The following is a 17849-nucleotide window of genomic DNA, read 5'->3' on the forward strand; positions in this document are numbered from 1 at the left end:
CTCACAGCCCCCACCCAACAGTTACAGTATCGGTTAAGGTGGGAAGAACCATCTATAATGGTTTGTTCACTACCGTTCTTGATTGCCAGTGTACGGATAAGTCCGATGCAAATGGTTGGTGCCAGGGCGACGTCGGAAGCGAACCTTCAATAATCCTGGCAGGCACAGACATGTGCGCGGCAGCCACAGCCAAGCGAATTAATTCTGCAAGGAATACCCTCATCCCTTTCCCTTATTTGCGACTAGGAAAACCCATGAGCGATATTCCACTGCTGCCTCAAGTTGAGGCCTTTCTCAACCGGAGTCATGCGCTGTTCATCGACGGCGATTACGTTCAGAGCAATTCAAGTCAGACGCTGGATGTGATCAATCCAGCCACCGGCCAAGTCATCGCCCGCGTCGCGGATGCTGACTCTGCGGATATCGATGCAGCCGTGGAGTCGGCTAATCGCGGCTTCAAGCAATGGTCTCAGTCCACACCAGCGACTCGCGGCAATGTACTACTAAAATTGGCGGATCTGCTTGAGCAAAACCGCGAAGAGCTAGCGCAGATCGAAACCTGCCAGTCTGGCAAAATTATCCAGATATCCCGAGCTTTTGAAGTCGACCAAGCTGCGCACTTCCTTCGTTATTACGCTGGCTGGGCGACCAAGATCAGCGGCCAGACTATCACTCCGTCGCTGCCCTCCTTTGCTGGCGAACGCTACACCGCTTTCACTCTGCGCGAACCCGTCGGGGTGGTCGTCGGTATCGTGCCGTGGAACTTCTCGACCATGATCGCCATCTGGAAACTTGCTTCGGCGCTGGTGACCGGCTGCAGCATCATAATCAAACCTAGCGAATTCACGCCGCTGACCATCCTGCGCATCGCCGAGTTGGCCATTGACGCAGGACTCCCTGCTGGCGCGCTGAACGTGTTGACGGGTGGTGGACTGGTAGGCAAAGGACTGATCGAACACCCAGGCACGGACAAGGTTTCATTTACCGGTTCTGTACCTACCGGTATCGCCGTCGGCCAAAGTGCCATGGGCGCCGGCTTAACACGTGCCACGCTTGAATTGGGCGGGAAAAACTCTGCGGGTTTTCTGCGCGATGTGAACCTGGACAAAGCTGTCAACGGCATTATTGAAGCCGGCTTTCTGCACTCCGGACAAATCTGTGCCGCCGCCGAACGTTTCTTCTTTCATCGGTCACAAATCGAACCGGTCATGGATAAACTGGCTCAACGCCTAAGCAAACTAAACATTGGCTCGCCGTTGGATGAGCAGACTGAATTTGGTCCCGTCACCAACCGTCAGCATCAACGCAAACTTGGCGAGTTTTTCGCCAAGGCACGGGCAGAAAATAACACCATTATCTACGGCGGTAATCTGATTGACGGCCCAGGCTGTTACGTCGAACCGACGGTGATTCTTGCTAACACCGTTAACGACACGCTGCTCAATGAAGAAACCTTCGGCCCAATAGCAACTTTCTTTCCTTACGACACCGAAGAAGAATTACTGGAGCTGATGAACAATACACCTTACGGCTTGAGTGCCAGCCTCTGGACCAACGACCTGAGTAAAGCGCTGCGCATGGTCCCAGCCATCGAAGCCGGCACCGTATGGGTAAACATGCACACCATGCTCGATCCGGCGGTGCCTTTTGGCGGCAACAAATCCTCTGGCGTAGGCCGTGAATTTGGCGGGGCGTTTATTGACGATTACACCGAGTTGAAGTCGGTGATGATTCGTTACTGAAAACGATACGCGAACTTCGCGCGGCGTTTCTAAAACTCTGCTGAACAAGGAACAAACCGAACGCTATCCGCGCATCTGAAAAGGTGCGCGGGGACGTTGCAGTTAATTGCCCACCCGAAGCGTGGACACATATGTACCCTTCGAGCTTTCAGGGTTTGATATTTTTAAGCTCGTTAAGCAAAGACAACAACGTCTCCATCTTCTCCGCGCCAAACTGCTCCTGGATCCTTTGATAGTTGCGCTCCATACCTTCGCTCATCGAAACGAAGCATTGCTGGCCTTGCTCAGTCAGCGCCACGAAAACCCGCCGCTGATCCTGGGAAGACTTCTGCCGCCGCACCAGGCCATCGCGTTCCAGTCGAGTGAGCACCCCCGTCATGCTTGGCTTGAGAATGCAGGCTTGGAGCGCCAGCTGATGACTTTCAAGTTCGCCTTGCTGACGCAGTATTCGAATGACCCGCCACTGTTGTTCTGTCAGATCATGCTTGTTAAGCGCCGGGCGAAAAAATGCCATCGCGGCTTCGCGGGCTTGCAATAGGGTCAGCGTCAGTGAAGGTCTCGGATTAGCCATAGTCAAAAATACATGAATGGACGAGTCGGCAGCTTAGTGTTGCCAGCAGGCCGGTGCAAGCCACAGGGCAATGGTCGAATGTTCCTGGTCAACCGTCTACGAATGGCTAATAAACAACCGCACCACCGCGCAGAGACCCTGTGAAAAGTGCAATCGGTTCACCGTAAAAGCCATTCTGCCGTGCCAGTTCGGCGGCCATGATGATCACCACAAGATCAACAAAACCACAGCCAGTAAACCTATGCACTGCTCAACGCAAACCCGGCTGCCGCTGGCGGTACTCCCCCGGAGTGACCTGAGCGTAACGCTGGAAAAACCGACTGAAATAAGCCGGATCCTTAAACCCGAGCTGATAGCATATTTCGTTGGCCGAACTGCCGGTGAACAGCAGCAAGCGTTTGGCCTCCTGCATCAGGCGTTCCATGATCAGGCGTTTGGACGGCAGGTCGGCGATCCGTCGACAAACATCGTTGAGTCGTGCCTCCGTAACCCCGATACCGTCGGCGTAACGCGACAGCGGCCAATGCTGCAGATAGTGAGCTTCAATCAGCTCATTGAAACGGTGGAAGATTTTCAGATCTTCATGCCTAGCAGGCCTCGCCTTCAACGAGTTGGAGCACAAGCGCAACAGGCTGATCATGATCAGTCGCGTCAGGCTGTCCAAGGCAGCGCTACGGCCCGGATGATCGCTCACCACCTCTACGCTCAACTCCTCGAACAGATAATCAAGGCGACGCACCTCTCCCGCGTACTCCGGCCTCAGATGCGCCAACGCGACACACGCCGCCGGAAGTTGAGCGCCGGTGGGCACCAGGCTGGAATCTGCTTCGATCAACTGCCACACCAATTGCTGACGCACCGTCAGTACGTGCCCGTCACTATCGGCCTCTGTCACAAACGAGTGCGGGACGGTGGGCGGCGTGAGGAAGAACATCGGCCCCGACTCGACGTACTGCTGATCGTCCAGATACACCCGCACCGTTCCGCTCTTTACGTAGTGCACCTGGAAGAATCTGTCGTGGCGGTGTACGGGCATGTTCCGACCAAAAAAATCGGCCAGGTTACGGAGCTTGTCGTAATGGACTTCCGCATCGCTGTAGCGCTGGTCGTAGACCTGGCCAATGTTGATGTTGGGAATCGGTTGACGATCGATCATAGCGGTTTACTCAGTTTTTTTGCCTCAGGACCTGCGGTCGCTTTCATCCTGCACCTAATTTTAGATGGCAACCACTACCGGGTATACCGCCGCGCTTGACGGTCATTAACATATTAACTATAACTGTTAACACATTAACGATAAAAGAGCCTGCCAGCTCTGTCAGGAGAAATGCAATGAGCCGTGCCTTGCATGACGTCGCGACCGGCACCCTTTTGGGTGTCGCGCTCAACTACCAGGGTCTGTTGAAGCAGCACCTCGCCGAATTCGAACAACCGCCCTATCAAAAGCCGCCGGTCAAACCTGTGCTCTTCATCAAGACGCCCAACACGCGCAATGAGCATGACGCCGAGGTTGTGCATCCAGGCAACGGCCTGCGTTTACAACCCGGTCCGGCACTGGGTGTGGTGATCGGTAAAGACATCAGCAGGGTCAGCGCGGCCGAGGCACTCGATTACGTGGCCGGTTACACCATCGTCAATGAATTCAGCCTGCCGGAAGACAGCTATTACCGCCCCGCCGTCAAAGCCAAATGCCGTGATGGATTCTGTGCTGTCGGGCCTGAGCTGGTGCCGACCGCGCAGATCGCCAACCCGCACAGCCTCACCATCACGCTGTACGTCAATGGCGAGGTTCGTCAGCAAAACAGCACCGCCAACTTCGTTCGCGACGTTCCACGACTGATTGCCGAAATCAGCGAATTCATGACGCTGCATGCCGGCGATGTGCTGATCACGGGCACCCCTGAAGGCCGCGTCGACGTGGCACCAGGCGACCGCGTAGAAGTTGAAATCAGCGGCTTGGGCCGCCTCGTCAATCACATCGCGGCCCAGTAACAGGAGCTCCCATGAAACACGCACGTGTTCGTTTTGAAGGCGAAATCCACGCCGTCACCGTTGAAAACAATAATCAGGTCCGTCTGGCCGATGGCCGCCTGCTTGCCGAGCAGCAAGTGGAGTGGCTGCCACCGGTGACCGGCAACATGTTCGCGCTGGGCTTGAATTATGCCGACCACGCCGCCGAGCTGGCTTTCAAGCCACCGACCGAGCCGCTGGCCTTCATTAAATCCCCAGGGACTTACACCGGCCACAATCAGGTGACCTGGCGCCCGGATAACGTCGCCTACATGCACTACGAGTGCGAATTGGTGGCCGTCATCGGCAAGCTGGCACGCAACGTCAAACGTGAAGATGCCCTGGACTACCTTGCCGGCTACACGGTTTGCAACGACTACGCGATCCGCGACTACCTGGAAAATTACTACCGGCCCAATCTGCGCGTGAAGAACCGCGACGCCACGACGCCCGTCGGTCCGTGGTTGGTCGACGTCGCCGATGTGCCGGACCCAAGCAACCTGAAACTGCGCACCTGGATCAACGGTGAGTTGCGTCAGGAAGGCAGCACCAAGGACATGATTTTCGACATCCCTTACCTGATCGAATACCTGTCCGGCTTCATGACCCTGCAACCCGGCGACATGATTGCCACGGGCACGCCGGAAGGACTGGCCGATGTCGTGCCGGGCGATGAGGTCATTGTGGAGGTGGAAGGCGTAGGCCGCCTGGTTAATCGAATTGTCAGCGAAGCGGAATTCTTCTCCGCCCGAAAAGAGGCTTGAGTAGCATGATCAAACATTGGATCAACGGCCGTGAGGTCGAAAGCAAAGACGTGTTCGTCAACTACAACCCGGCCACCGGCGAAGCCATCGGTGAAGTCGCCAGTGGTGGCGCTGAAGAAGTCGCGCAGGCGGTGGCGGCGGCCAAGGAAGCTTTTCCGAAGTGGGCCGGCACACCAGCCAAGGAACGTGCACGCCTGATGCGCAAGCTCGGCGAGCTGATCGAACAGAACGTCCCGCGCCTGGCTGAACTCGAAACCCTGGACACGGGCCTGCCGATTCACCAGACCAAAAACGTGTTGATTCCACGCGCATCACACAACTTCGATTTCTTCGCCGAAGTCTGCACGCGCATGGACGGTCACAGCTATCCGGTCGACGACCAGATGCTCAATTACACCTTGTACCAACCGGTGGGCGTATGTGCGCTGGTGTCGCCATGGAACGTGCCGTTCATGACCGCCACCTGGAAGACCGCGCCATGCCTGGCGCTGGGCAATACCGCCGTGCTGAAAATGTCCGAGCTGTCGCCACTGACCGCCAACGAACTGGGTCGCCTGGCCGTCGAAGCCGGCATCCCCAACGGCGTGTTGAACGTGATCCAGGGTTACGGCGCCACTGCCGGCGATGCGCTGGTACGCCATCCGGACGTGCGCGCGATTTCCTTCACCGGTGGCACCGCAACCGGCAAGAAGATCATGCAGACCGCCGGCCTTAAAAAATACTCCATGGAACTGGGCGGTAAGTCGCCGGTGCTGATCTTCGAAGACGCCGACCTAGAGCGCGCCCTCGACGCGGCGCTGTTCACCATCTTCTCGCTCAACGGCGAACGCTGCACCGCCGGCAGCCGGATCTTTATCCAGGAAAGCGTTTACCCGCAGTTCGTCGCTGAGTTTGCCGCACGCGCCAAACGCCTGATTGTTGGCGACCCACAAGACCCGAAGACCCAGGTCGGCTCGATGATCACCCAGGCCCACTACGACAAGGTCACCGGCTACATCAAGATCGGCCTCGAAGAAGGCGCCACCCTCCTCGCCGGTGGCCTGGAGCGCCCGGCCAACCTGGCGGCGCACTTAAGCAAAGGGCAGTTCATCCAACCGACGGTATTTGCCGACGTGAACAACAACATGCGCATCGCCCAGGAAGAAATTTTTGGCCCGGTGGTGTGCCTGATTCCGTTCAAGGACGAGGCCGAAGCCCTGCAACTGGCCAACGATACCGAATACGGCCTGGCGTCCTACATCTGGACCCAGGACATCGGCAAGGCGCATCGTCTGGCCTATGGCATCGAAGCCGGAATGGTGTTCATCAACAGCCAGAACGTGCGCGATCTGCGCCAGCCGTTCGGCGGAGTGAAAGGTTCCGGTACCGGCCGTGAAGGCGGCCAGTACAGCTTCGAGGTGTTTGCCGAAATCAAGAACGTGTGCATCTCGATGGGCAGTCATCACATCCCTCGATGGGGTCTCTGAGCAGTCGCTAGGGGCTGTTGAAGGCTGCGATGTATCGCGCATCGGTACATCGCAGCCTTCGCTGTTCGCTAGCTGGAATCTACAACAACTTCAGGAGCATAATCATGGGCGAAGTCGTTCTGGCCGCAAAAATCTGCCATGTACCCTCAATGTATCTGTCGGAACTCCCCGGCAAGCACCACGGCTGCCGTGAAGCGGCGATTGCCGGCCACAAGGAAATCGGCCGGCGCGCCCGCGAACTCGGCGCCGACACCGCCGTGGTGTTCGATGTGCACTGCGCTGGTCAACAGCGCCTATCACGTCAACAGCGGCGAGCACTTCAAGGGCATCTACACCAGCAACGAGCTGCCGCACTTCATCAAGAATATGGAGTACGAGTATCCGGGCTGCCCGGAGCTGGGCGAGCTGATCGCGCTTGAGGCCAACGCGGCCGACGTGCGCACACTGGCTCACAACATTCCGAGCCTGGAGCTGGAATACGGCACCCTGGTGCCGATGCGCTACATGCACATGGACGTGCCGGACGATCAAAAACTCAACGTGGTATCGATTGCCGCCTGGTGCGCCTGGCATCGCCTGCAAGACAGCTTCACCTTCGGCGCCGCCGTGCGCCGCGCCATTGAAAAGAGCGACCGCAAAGTCGTGGTGCTGGCCTCGGGGTCGCTGTCGCACCGCTTCTCGGACGATCGCAACGCCGAAGCCAATATCCATAACTGGACGCGCGAGTTCGACAAACAGGTCGACCTGCATGTGGTGGAACTGTGGCGCCAAGGCCGCTGGAAAGAGTTCTGCGCCATGCTTCCCGACTACGCCGAGCACTGCTTTGGCGAAGGCAAGATGCACGACACTGCCATGCTCCTGGGTTTGCTCGGTGGACCGGACTACAACAAGCCCGCCGAGATCATCACCGACCCCTTCGGCAGCTCGGGCACCGGGCAGATCAACGCCATTTTCCCTGTTTGACAGTATGGCCGCACGGCATTCCCGCGCGGCCTGAAGGAGCCGTTCATGCCTCATTTCATTGCTGAATACACCGACAATATTGAACAGCAAGCCGACCTGCCTGGCCTGTTCAAAAAAATCCACCAGACACTGGGCGACAGCGGCGTGTTTCCCCTCGGAGGAATCCGCAGCCGAGGCGTGCGCCTGGATACCTGGCGCATGGCTGACGGCAAGCATGACTACGCCTTCGTGCACATGACCTTGAAGGTCGGCCATGGCCGCGACCTGGCCACCCGGCAGAAAGTCGCGGAGACGCTCTTCGACGTCATTACCCGGCATTTCGCCGACCTTCAGGCCCAGCGTCTGTTGGCCTTGTCGTTCGAAATGATCGAGCTGCACGAGCAACTCAACTTCAAGGAAAACAACGTTCACGCCTTTCTCAAGGCTCAGGCCAGTTAAGGCCCCTGCCCGTTCGTTTCATCGGCCTCTCAGACAAAAAGTATAAAACCATGAGCACAGCCAATACCGCCGACGCCCTCACCGCCGTCGCCCGCGACAAAACTCACAGCACCGTCACCTGGCGGCTGATGCCGTTGCTGTTGATCTGCTACCTCTTCGCCCACCTCGACAGGATCAACATCGGCTTCGCCAAGATGCAGATGAGCGCCGATTTGAATTTCAGCGACACTGTCTATGGCTTCGGTGCCGGGCTGTTCTTCATTGCCTACGCGCTGTTCGGGGTGCCGAGCAATATGGCGCTGGATCGCGTCGGCCCGCGGCGCTGGATCGCCACGCTGATGGTGGTGTGGGGCGCGCTGTCGGCGAGCATGTTCCTGGTCGACAGCGCGACCGGTTTCTACGTCTTGCGCTTTCTGCTGGGCGTCGCCGAGGCCGGTTTCTTCCCGGGCATTCTGGTGTTTCTGAATCGCTGGTACCCGGCCGGTCGCCGCGCACAGATCACCGCATTGTTTGCCATCGCGGTACCGATGGCGGGCGTGATTGGCGGCCCACTCTCCGGTGGCATCCTCGAAAGCTTGCATGATGTGGGTGGCCTGCGCGGTTGGCAGTGGATGTTCGTCATCGAGGGCGTGCCAGTAATCCTGCTAGGGCTGGTGGTGCTCAAGTGTCTGCCGGACAGCTTCGAAACAATCAACTGGCTGACATCGCAGCAGAAGCAACAGTTGCGCGAACAGTTGAACCACGAAGAACAGCGCAAATCGATCACCTCGTTCTCCGCGATCCTCAAGAACCCACAGATCTGGTTGCTGGTCGCGGTGTATTTCGCGGTGATGCTGGCGGTCAACACGCTGGCGTTCTGGATGCCGACGCTGATCCACGGTGCCGGTATCGGAAGTGACGGCAAGGTCGGCCTGCTCAGCGCCATCCCTTATCTGGCCGGTTGTTTTTTCATGATCGGCTGCGGGCGCTCGTCCGATCGGCTCCGTGAACGTCGCTGGCACCTTTGCGTTCCGCTACTGATGGCGGCTGTCGGCATTGCGATTGCCGGGCTCATACCCACCAACCCGACCATGGTTTTGGGCGGTCTGATCCTCGCCGGCATGGGCGCCAGTGCGGCGCTGCCGATGTTCTGGCAACTGCCTCCCGCGTTTTTGTCCAACGGCACCCAGGCTGCCGGGATTGCCCTGATCAGCTCCTTCGGCAGCATCGCCTCGTTCTTCGCGCCCTATCTGATTGGCTGGATGCGCGACACCACCCACAGCGCCAGCCTTGCCCTTTATGTCCTCGCACTGCTGATCGCGCTCGGCGGTTTTCTAGTACTGCGCACCCACGCCTCCATCGTCAACCCTCAATAGAGATCATTGTCATGCTTGATCCACAACTCATTCAGCAAGCCGCAGCCCGCCTCGACCACGCCGAGCGTTCACGCGAGCAAGTACGTCAGTTTTCCCTGGACCATCCAGAGATCACCATCGAGGACGCCTATGCCATTCAACGCGCCTGGGTGGAACAGAAAATCAAGGACGGCCGCAAGTTGGTCGGGCATAAAATCGGCTTGACCTCCCGGGCCATGCAAGTGTCATCGAACATCACCGAGCCGGATTTTGGCGCGCTGCTCGATGACATGTTTTTCGACGAAGGCACCGACATTCCGTTCGAACGTTTCATCGTGCCACGGGTTGAAGTCGAGCTCGCGTTCATCCTGGGCAAGCCTTTGAAAGGCCCGAACGTGACGATTTTTGACGTGCTGGACGCCACCGAATGGGTGATCCCGGCACTGGAAATCATCGATGCGCGCATCCAGCAGGTCGACCCGCACAGCAAAGCCACCCGCAAGGTGTTCGATACCATTTCCGACAACGCAGCCAACGCTGGCGTGGTCATGGGCGGCCGTGCCGTACGCCCGACGGAAATCGATCTGCGCAAGGTCCCCGCTGTGCTCTATCGCAATGGTGTGATCGAAGAATCCGGCGTCTCCGCAGCGGTGCTCAATCACCCGGCCAAAGGCGTGGCCTGGCTCGCGAATAAACTCGCGGCCTATGACGTCGGCCTGCTGCCAGGGCAAATCATTCTGGGTGGTTCTTTCACACGTCCTGTGGCGGCAAATCCTGGCGATACCTTCCATGTCGATTACGACATGCTCGGCTCCATCGCCTGTCGTTTCGTTTGATCGGAGGTCTTCCCCATGGATATGCCTGTTAACACCTTCAAGCTGCGTTTGAAAAGCGGTGAAGCACAGATCGGTCTATGGCTGGGTCTGGCCGATCCCTACTGCGCAGAACTGGCCGCCAACGCCGGCTTCGACTGGCTGCTGATCGACGGCGAACATGCACCCAATGATCTACGCGGGATGCTCGGTCAGCTCCAAGCCGTGGCGCCCTACCCGAGCCATCCGATCATTCGCCCGGTCATCGGCGACACGGCGCTGATCAAACAGGTACTGGATATCGGTGTGCAGACGTTGTTGGTGCCGATGGTGGAGAGCTCGGACCAGGCGCGGGAACTGGTGAAAGCCATCCACTACCCGCCCTACGGTGTTCGCGGTGTCGGCAGTGCGCTGGCACGTGCCTCGCGCTGGAACAGCATTCCCGGCTACCTCGACAAGGCCGATGAACAAATGTGCCTACTGGTGCAGATTGAGAACAGCGAAGGTCTGGCCAATCTGGATGCCATTGCAGCGGTCGACGGTGTGGACGGAGTCTTTATCGGGCCGGCGGATTTGAGTGCCTCAATGGGGCACCGCGGTAACCCGGGACACCCCGACGTGCAGGCGGCTATAGAGGATGCGATAGCACGCATTCAGAGAGCCGGCAAAGCGGCCGGCATTCTCAGCGCGGACCAAAAACTGGCCAGGCGCTACATCGAATTGGGCGCGGCATTCGTTGCCGTTGGCGTTGACACCACGGTCTTGATGCGCGGCCTTCAAACCCTCGCCGCGACCTTCAAAGATGCTCCGGCGCCCACCAGCTCCGGCGGCGTGTACTGATTTTTCGAGAAGTCCGATGAAACTCAATGATCTGAAACTGCTGCGCGAACAGGCTTACATCAATGGCCAATGGATCGAAGCCGATGACGGCAATCGTTTCCAGGTAACCAACCCAGCGAATGGAGAGGTCATTGCCGAAGTCAGTTCCCTCGGCCAGGCCGAGACCGCTCGTGCCATTGCCGCGGCCCAGGCTGCACTGCCCGCCTGGCGCGGAAAGACCGCCAAGGAGCGCAGCACCATCCTGCGCAAATGGTTTGACTTGATCATGGTCAACCAGGAGGACCTCGCCCGCTTGCTCAGCCTGGAGCAAGGCAAACCATTGGCCGAGAGCCGTGGCGAAATTGCCTACGGTGCGAGTTTCATTGAGTGGTTCGCCGAGGAAGCCAAGCGCATCTACGGTGACGTGATCCCGCATGACAAGCAGGGCCGACGTTTGGTGGTGATCAAGCAAGCCATCGGTGTGGTGGCAGCCATCACGCCGTGGAATTTCCCGAATGCAATGATCACTCGCAAAGTTGGCCCGGCACTGGCCGCCGGTTGTACCGTGGTGGTGAAGCCCGCGTCAGAAACGCCGCTATCAGCACTGGCCTTGGCTGAACTGGGTGAACGTGCAGGTATTCCCGCCGGCGTGCTGAACATCGTCACTGGCAACCGGGCCCGTGAAATCGGCGCCGAATTGACCGGCAATCCGAGTGTTCAAAAGGTTTCGTTCACCGGGTCTACCGGAATCGGAAAAATCTTAATGGCGCAGTGTGCCGAGACCATCAAGAAAGTCAGCCTGGAGCTGGGCGGTAATGCCCCCTTCATCGTGTTCGACGATGCCGACCTGGATGCAGCAGTAGAGGGGGCCATGGGTTCGAAGTTTCGCAACAGCGGGCAAACGTGCGTCTGCACCAATCGAATCTTGGTACAAAACAGCGTCTACGATGAATTCACACGACGCTTGGTGATCGCGGTCAACCAACTGAAAGTCGGCGCCGCTGACATGGATAACGCCCAGCAAGGGCCGCTGATCAATGACAAAGCTGTAGCCAAGATCGAGGAACATATCAGCGATGCATTGGCCAACGGTGCCACTCTGCTAGCAGGCGGTAAAACTCACGCACTGGGCGGCAACTTTTTCCAGCCGACGGTGCTCGGTGAAGTGACCTCTGAAATGTTGGTCGCCCGCGACGAAACATTCGGCCCATTGGCGCCGGTATTTCGCTTCGAGACCGAAGCCGAAGCAATTTCGATGGCCAACGACACCGAGTTCGGACTGGCGTCTTATCTCTATACACGCGACTTGGGGCGCGCGTGGCGCGTGAGCGAGGCGTTGGAGTACGGAATGGTCGGCGTCAACGAAGGATTGATCTCGACCGAAGTGGCGCCTTTCGGCGGGATCAAGCAATCGGGCCTGGGACGCGAGGGGTCGAAGTACGGCATTGATGATTACATCGAGCAGAAATACATGTGCGTGGGCATTGGTACGGCCTGACAGCGTCGTTACGATGGGCCAGAGGCTCTGGCTCATCGTTTTCTGAGACCCTAATGACTGGGATCAATCGATCAGCGCTTAAGCGTTTTCAAATCGTTGAGTAATGAAAGAAGTGTCTGCAGCTTCTCCTCTCCCAATTGCGCTTGAAGACGTAGATAGTTTTCCTCCATGTTCTGGCTCATCGAGCTGAAGCACGCCTCCCCTTTTTCCGCCAGTCGCACTAGAACCCGCCGCTGATCTTGCTCAACTTTGCGACGTACCACCATACCTGCAGCTTCCATACGTGCGAGTACACCGGTCATGCTCGGTTTAAGGATGCATGCGAGCTCGGCCAGGCGGTTGATCTCCAGTTCTCTATGTTGACTTAGAATTCTGATAACCCGCCATTGCTGCTCGGTCAATCCATGCTGATTCAGGGAGGGACGGAAAAACCCCATAGCCGCTTCGCGAGCTTGGAGCAGTGTCAGAGTCAGTGATTGGCGCGGCTGAAGCATAGGAAACCGTCGAGACCATGGTTAGTTAATTTATTAACTAAAATTCTATCATCGTAGTTCGTTTAATGCTCGCTTCATGATGTATTCGTTTACAACTGCTTCATCACCTGTCGCTACACGCAAAAACGGCACCTTATGGTGCCGTCACTGCATTCCAATAAGGCGCCGTTCAAGCCCCTTTAATAATTCCTTGTAGTACAACTTTGAAGTGATCGACCTGTTCGTCGCTGAACTGACCAAACACCTTTTCCTGCTGCTCTTTCGCGATCGACCACAACCCTTCCGTTTCCTCGACGCCTTTGACGGTGAGGCGCACGCGATCGCCGTCATCGTTGACTAGACCCTTGCGCTTTAGATTTGCGACCGCTTCTTCAATTTCACGCGCTGGCATCGCAACTTCTCGCTGCAAATCCGCAATGTTCAAACCTGCGTCATTCTCCAACACCATCAGCATTCGCGCTTCACTGGTGCGAAGGCCGGTGGACAATTGCCGTGGCTGATAACTGGCTTGGTAAATACGCAGAGCCTGAGTCATTAGGTAGTAAAGGTTGTGGCTAAGACGCCCCTGGAAATGACTGCTCGGCGCCTGGCCTTCTTCCCGTTTGGTCATGCGCGTATGCGGCAGCACCATCGAATAGGCGCCTTGGTGATACAGCAGCGGTGAACGTCCAAAATCATCAAATGCGACAACTTTACCGATCATGATCCAGTGATCACCTCCATCAACCTGCTGGAATTTTTCGCAATGAAAGCGTGCCGAGCAATCGGCGAACACCGGCGAACCGCCCTCGCCCGGGTCGTATTCGATACCGGCGAAGCGGTCATCCTTGGGGCGAGCAAAGTTATTGGACAGGTCAATCTGATCGGCCGCCAGCACGTTCACTGCGAAGTGACTCGCCTCTTCAAATACTTCATGGCTGCTGGAGCGTTTGTCGATGCTCCAAAGAACCAAAGGAGGGTCCAGAGACACCGAATTGAAGCTGTTGGCGGTCACACCCACTTTGCGCCCGCTGGCTGTGGCGGCGGTGACAACGGTCACCCCGGTGGCAAAGTTACCCAGTGCGCGGCGAAAGGCACGGGTGTCGAAGGTGGTTTCGAGTTCTGCGGACATGTGAATCTCCCGGGTCGCGCTGAACGGCAACCCTGATTGTTGTTATGTAAGTAGCGCGATGCTTTTTGAAGACCGATCAGACCATGGTCGGATCAGGTTCCAGGCCCATCAGCTCGCGGCCAAGGATTTGTGCGCAGACGTCGTAGTCGGTGTAGGCATGAGCGCCGGTCAAATGCGAATCACGGAACAAGCGCTGCAGCTCGTTGGTTTTAAACCAGGCACCACCGCCAGCCGCTTCCATCAGCCGATCGACAGCTTGGATACACATCTTGGTGGCATAGCCTTGGTTAGTGCGCCAGAACGCCAAGGTTTCAGAATTCGGATACACGTGCGCCTCGCTGTGCTCGGCGTGTTCCTGCCAGGTTTTTTCCAGGAACGCGCGCGCCGCAGCCACCTGATGAGTGGATTCCGCCAAGCGCATCAACGCCGGGGTGGCCGCGCCCACCGCCGCACCGGTGTATGCGCGAACGCGGTTTTTGGTCTTCTCGCGGAACACATCGAGCATGCGCTCAGCTACACCTAGGCTCACGGTGGCGAAACCACTGGCGAAATACGGACGGTACGGGGAGTAGAAAATTTGGCTGTCCGGGTACAAGCCGAACCCGGCGGACTTGCCCTCCATCATGTCCTTGGCTTTCTGGATACGGTGCTCTGGAACGAAGACCTTGTCGATGATCAGCGTTTTGCTGCCACTGCCGCACATACCGATGGCGTACCAGTCATCGCGGATCTCATAGTCGCTGCGAGGCAGCACTGCAAAACAGTAATCCTGAGTACCTTCAGCGTTTTTGCGACGAAAGCCCACGATCGCCCATTCGGCGTGATCGCAGCCACTGCTCCAACCCATCTCACCACTGAACGTGACACCGCCTTCGACCTCTTCTGTACGACCAAAGGGAGCAATGCTGCTGCTGGCGGTTGCATCCGGATCATCGCCCCAGATCTCATCCTGCAGCTGGGCAGAGAACATCGCGAGTTGGTGGCTATGGGTGCACAAAAGGCTCATGGCCCAAGCAGTACTTGCGCAAGAGCCCGCGAGCAAAGCAATGCAATCAGCGAACTGCGGCAAGGAGATTTCCATGCCACCAAATTTCTTCGGTTGAAAGGCGCGATGCATGCCGATAGTTTTCAACAGCGCGATATTTTCGGCCGGAACTTGGCGGTCCTCTTCCGCCTGGAAGGCGTTGGCGGCGATAGTCGGCAGAAGGGACTTGAGGTCTTCGAGCAAGGGATTAGGCTTTTTCATGGTTCGACTCTGCTTATTATTGGATGCGTTGCGGTCGTTCATGACAAACACAGGCGTGACGAACTGAGCAAGGTGAGCCCCTAGTCAACTTGGTATTGCAAGACAACCACTAAAAGAATACGAGCCCAGTATGAAAGCCAACGCCGATGAGAAAAATGCACCTTCCAGATGGAAGATTGCACTTTTCATAGTGTATGCCTCCAAAGCTTGCAGCGCTGAGTAACGCCTGTGAACATGCCGATCTCGAGAATGTCACGAAACGGCGCGGTGACGAACTTCACCTCACGCGAGTCATCCCAGTCTGGATAAAGAGGCAACAACCATGTCAGTGCAACTCACTGTGATCGACCAAACACCGATACATGGCGATCGCCCCCCAACCCATGCCCCGCACACTTCGCTGGAGCTAGCGAAAGCCTGTGACGCATTGGGCTACCATCGATATTGGCTCGCTGAACATCACAGCAGCATTCAGTTTGCCGGTCCGGCGCCCGAAATTCTTCTGACTCACATCGCCAGCCATACAAAACACATGCGCATAGGCAGTGGCGGAGTAATGCTGACTCATTACAGCCCTTACAAAGTCGCAGAAGTCTTCCGTCTTCTGACATCGCTTTTTCCTGGACGCATTGACCTTGGAGTTGGACGCGCGCCAGGAGGCAGTCAGTTGAGCAGTGCCGCCCTTGCATTCCCCGCGCATCTAAGTGACGTGGATCACTTTCCAGAGCAAGCAGCACAACTATGCGCGTACTTGAGAAACAGCTTTCCGGCCGCCCACCCTTTTTCGCAATTGCATTTTCCGCCCAATGACGGCGCGTGTCCTTCACTCTGGATGTTGGGATCCGGCGGAGGCAGCGCCGGCCTGGCCGGGCAGTTGGGAATGGGTTTGGCGTTGGCTCGGTTCATTGCCCCACAAACATGCACGCCGGCAATTTTTGATCATCACAATCAAGCGCTGGTCAACGCGGGGCATGATCAGAAGCCCCAGCGGCTACTGGCACTTGCGGTTGTCTGTGCTGAAACGGATGAACAAGCCCGATTCATCGCAGGCACGGCTGTTTATCGTAAACTGATGACTGGCCGCGGCCCGCGAGAACCGCTTTTAAGTCCAGAGGAAGTCGAGCGCCGCAGGCAGCGAATGACAGCAGCTTTGCGTGCCGAATTTGATGAGATGCTGGAGAGTATGATCGTCGGCTCGGCCTCATTTTGCCGTGCGGAAATCCTCCGACTCTGCAAATCATTTGGCACGCATGAAGCAGGAATTGTCACCGTGACCCATGGGTTTGAAGACAGGCTCGCCAGCTATGAACATCTCGCTCAAGCACTCCTTGCGAAATAGCGCTGTCGAGAACTGTGCGGGGCCTAAGCATGAACGAGTTGCTCTGTCAGCACCCCGCCCTTTCTAATTCTTCGCTGCCTTTAAAAACCTGCGCATCTGGCATCGCGAATAGTGATGGTTGAGAATCTGTCACGGGCTCGGAATAATTAATCTCCATGTTCCGTGATCGGTGGAGAAAGTGAGCACCTTTAAGCAACGGCCACCAACTTCAATTGTCTTGTTAAGAACACCTGCCCCCCCCCCTGCTCGGCGGCATAGGAATGCAACGGCGCGCCTGATTTCACGAGATTGTCACTAGCAGCCAAGCCATGGCATGGATATCCAAGACTTTATCGCGGCGTGTTCATAGCATCGAGTTTTCGAAAGCCTCCATCGTCTTAATCAGGAGACCCCCCATGAGTTATCAAATTGAAGAAGAACTCAAACTTCAGCGCTACGTGCCTGAAGAGCAATGGCCAACTCTAGCGGAAATGGCCGACGGTTTTGGCGAGCACAAATACCCGGCAACAGCTGCACTGGCGGGGAAAATCGTCAATTTGCAATTCGACAACGGTTGGGTGATTGAACATAATTTTGTTGATGCCACCACTTTGAAGTGGACCATTCTTGAAGGCGAAGGTACTGGTTTCACGTCGACCGACACGTATGAAGCGGTCGAAGTGCGCACCGGAATATTCTTCGTCGAATTCTTGAAACCGGCTTATCAAGAGTCGGCAACGCTCATTTGGAAACTTGAAACCGGCGATGTGCTCGCAGCCGTTTCATCTTTTTATGATCGAGAGGGCGAAAAGCGCACCCGTACTGATTTTGCGACGGCCGTAGTTCAGGGCCTACCTGGAGGCGCTCCGATTCTGCAGTCGTCCAGTTTAGTCGGCAAGCGCGTGCTGTACCGCTACAGCTCGGACGATTGGTACGAACATGTGTATTTCGGTCCCGAAACCATGGCTTGGCACTGTGTGAACGGCGCTGAAAAAGGTCTCGCGGATGTGGAAAAGTGTGCGTATTTCGACGTAGCTGAAGACCTCTACGTTTTGTTCTGGACCGAGACGATTATGCCAGTCGAGTCGGTGATCGCTGTGGACTTGAAACAAATGCGCTCGATCGGCCGTTTCTTTTGCTGGGATCCCAAGCCCGCCAAGCTGATTCACCTGATGTTCGGCTCCAAGGCGACGCCTCTTAATGCAACCCGGTATCCGACCGTTTTTGAAGAATGAAACAGAAGATCATGTGCATTATCCCGTC

Annotated in this window: 16 protein-coding genes and 1 pseudogene; 12 read left to right on the forward strand and 5 right to left on the reverse strand. The window is 56.9% G+C overall.

Going from position 1 to position 17849, the window contains the following annotated elements; genetic code table 11:
• Positions 1 to 254 precede the first annotated feature (254 nt).
• Positions 255 to 1742, forward strand: coding sequence for an aldehyde dehydrogenase family protein (locus tag ACVWXD_RS13880; RefSeq protein WP_183701876.1), 1488 nt, complete (start codon positions 255 to 257; stop codon positions 1740 to 1742).
• A 148-nt stretch (positions 1743 to 1890) separates the two neighbouring features.
• Here the strand turns inward: ACVWXD_RS13880 and hpaR (ACVWXD_RS13885) are convergent, their stop codons facing one another.
• Both hpaR (ACVWXD_RS13885) and hpaA read right to left on the reverse strand, forming a co-directional pair.
• Positions 1891 to 2313, reverse strand: coding sequence for a homoprotocatechuate degradation operon regulator HpaR (gene hpaR / locus ACVWXD_RS13885; RefSeq protein WP_183701878.1), 423 nt, complete (start codon positions 2311 to 2313; stop codon positions 1891 to 1893).
• Between the two features lie 250 nt (positions 2314 to 2563).
• Positions 2564 to 3469 carry a 4-hydroxyphenylacetate catabolism regulatory protein HpaA gene (hpaA, locus tag ACVWXD_RS13890; RefSeq protein ID WP_183701880.1) on the reverse strand — a complete coding sequence of 302 codons (906 nt, stop codon included), beginning with the start codon at positions 3467 to 3469 and terminating at the stop codon, positions 2564 to 2566.
• Between the two features lie 176 nt (positions 3470 to 3645).
• On the opposite strand from hpaA, the gene ACVWXD_RS13895 reads away from it, so the two are divergent.
• The 9 genes and pseudogenes from ACVWXD_RS13895 (at position 3646) to ACVWXD_RS13935 (ending at position 12417) form a co-directional block, all read left to right on the forward strand.
• Complete coding sequence (locus ACVWXD_RS13895) at positions 3646 to 4305, forward strand: fumarylacetoacetate hydrolase family protein (protein ID WP_183701882.1); 660 nt, start codon at positions 3646 to 3648, stop codon at positions 4303 to 4305.
• 11 nt (positions 4306 to 4316) lie between these two features.
• Positions 4317 to 5087: a fumarylacetoacetate hydrolase family protein gene (locus ACVWXD_RS13900; protein ID WP_183701884.1), complete on the forward strand. Its 771-nt coding sequence runs from the start codon at positions 4317 to 4319 to the stop codon at positions 5085 to 5087.
• Between the two features lie 5 nt (positions 5088 to 5092).
• Positions 5093 to 6553, forward strand: coding sequence for a 5-carboxymethyl-2-hydroxymuconate semialdehyde dehydrogenase (gene hpaE, locus ACVWXD_RS13905; protein WP_068579007.1), 1461 nt, complete (start codon positions 5093 to 5095; stop codon positions 6551 to 6553).
• 104 nt (positions 6554 to 6657) lie between these two features.
• A pseudogene (gene hpaD / locus ACVWXD_RS13910) lies at positions 6658 to 7516 on the forward strand (3,4-dihydroxyphenylacetate 2,3-dioxygenase).
• A 45-nt stretch (positions 7517 to 7561) separates the two neighbouring features.
• Positions 7562 to 7954: a 5-carboxymethyl-2-hydroxymuconate Delta-isomerase gene (locus ACVWXD_RS13915; RefSeq protein WP_183701889.1), complete on the forward strand. Its 393-nt coding sequence runs from the start codon at positions 7562 to 7564 to the stop codon at positions 7952 to 7954.
• A gap of 50 nt (positions 7955 to 8004) precedes the next feature.
• Positions 8005 to 9309, forward strand: a complete 1305-nt coding sequence (locus ACVWXD_RS13920) for an MFS transporter (RefSeq protein ID WP_183701892.1) — start codon at positions 8005 to 8007, stop codon at positions 9307 to 9309.
• An 11-nt stretch (positions 9310 to 9320) separates the two neighbouring features.
• On the forward strand, positions 9321 to 10124 hold the full coding sequence (gene hpaH, locus ACVWXD_RS13925; RefSeq protein WP_068578999.1) for a 2-oxo-hept-4-ene-1,7-dioate hydratase: 804 nt from the start codon (positions 9321 to 9323) through the stop codon (positions 10122 to 10124).
• A gap of 15 nt (positions 10125 to 10139) precedes the next feature.
• Positions 10140 to 10940 carry a 4-hydroxy-2-oxoheptanedioate aldolase gene (hpaI, locus tag ACVWXD_RS13930; RefSeq protein ID WP_183701896.1) on the forward strand — a complete coding sequence of 267 codons (801 nt, stop codon included), beginning with the start codon at positions 10140 to 10142 and terminating at the stop codon, positions 10938 to 10940.
• 16 nt (positions 10941 to 10956) lie between these two features.
• Positions 10957 to 12417, forward strand: a complete 1461-nt coding sequence (locus tag ACVWXD_RS13935; RefSeq protein ID WP_183701899.1) for an NAD-dependent succinate-semialdehyde dehydrogenase — start codon at positions 10957 to 10959, stop codon at positions 12415 to 12417.
• A gap of 71 nt (positions 12418 to 12488) precedes the next feature.
• Here ACVWXD_RS13935 and hpaR (ACVWXD_RS13940) read toward each other — a convergent pair whose 3' ends face one another.
• The 3 genes from hpaR (ACVWXD_RS13940) to ACVWXD_RS13950 form a co-directional block, all read right to left on the reverse strand.
• Positions 12489 to 12911, reverse strand: a complete 423-nt coding sequence (gene hpaR / locus ACVWXD_RS13940; protein ID WP_068578992.1) for a homoprotocatechuate degradation operon regulator HpaR — start codon at positions 12909 to 12911, stop codon at positions 12489 to 12491.
• A gap of 169 nt (positions 12912 to 13080) precedes the next feature.
• Positions 13081 to 14022 carry a p-hydroxyphenylacetate 3-hydroxylase reductase component gene (locus tag ACVWXD_RS13945; RefSeq protein WP_183701902.1) on the reverse strand — a complete coding sequence of 314 codons (942 nt, stop codon included), beginning with the start codon at positions 14020 to 14022 and terminating at the stop codon, positions 13081 to 13083.
• Between the two features lie 76 nt (positions 14023 to 14098).
• Positions 14099 to 15268, reverse strand: a complete 1170-nt coding sequence (locus ACVWXD_RS13950; RefSeq protein ID WP_183701905.1) for a p-hydroxyphenylacetate 3-hydroxylase oxygenase component — start codon at positions 15266 to 15268, stop codon at positions 14099 to 14101.
• A 322-nt stretch (positions 15269 to 15590) separates the two neighbouring features.
• Here ACVWXD_RS13950 and ACVWXD_RS13955 point away from each other — a divergent pair, with 322 nt between their 5' ends.
• Entirely contained in the window at positions 15591 to 16607 is a 1017-nt protein-coding gene (locus ACVWXD_RS13955) for an MsnO8 family LLM class oxidoreductase (protein ID WP_183701909.1), read from the forward strand.
• 395 nt (positions 16608 to 17002) lie between these two features.
• A complete protein-coding gene (locus ACVWXD_RS13960; RefSeq protein WP_183701912.1) occupies positions 17003 to 17821 on the forward strand; it encodes a molybdenum cofactor biosynthesis F family protein in 819 nt (272 codons plus the stop codon).
• Positions 17822 to 17849 lie beyond the last annotated feature (28 nt).

The sequence above is a fragment of the Pseudomonas sp. TE3911 genome, from assembly GCF_054062775.1.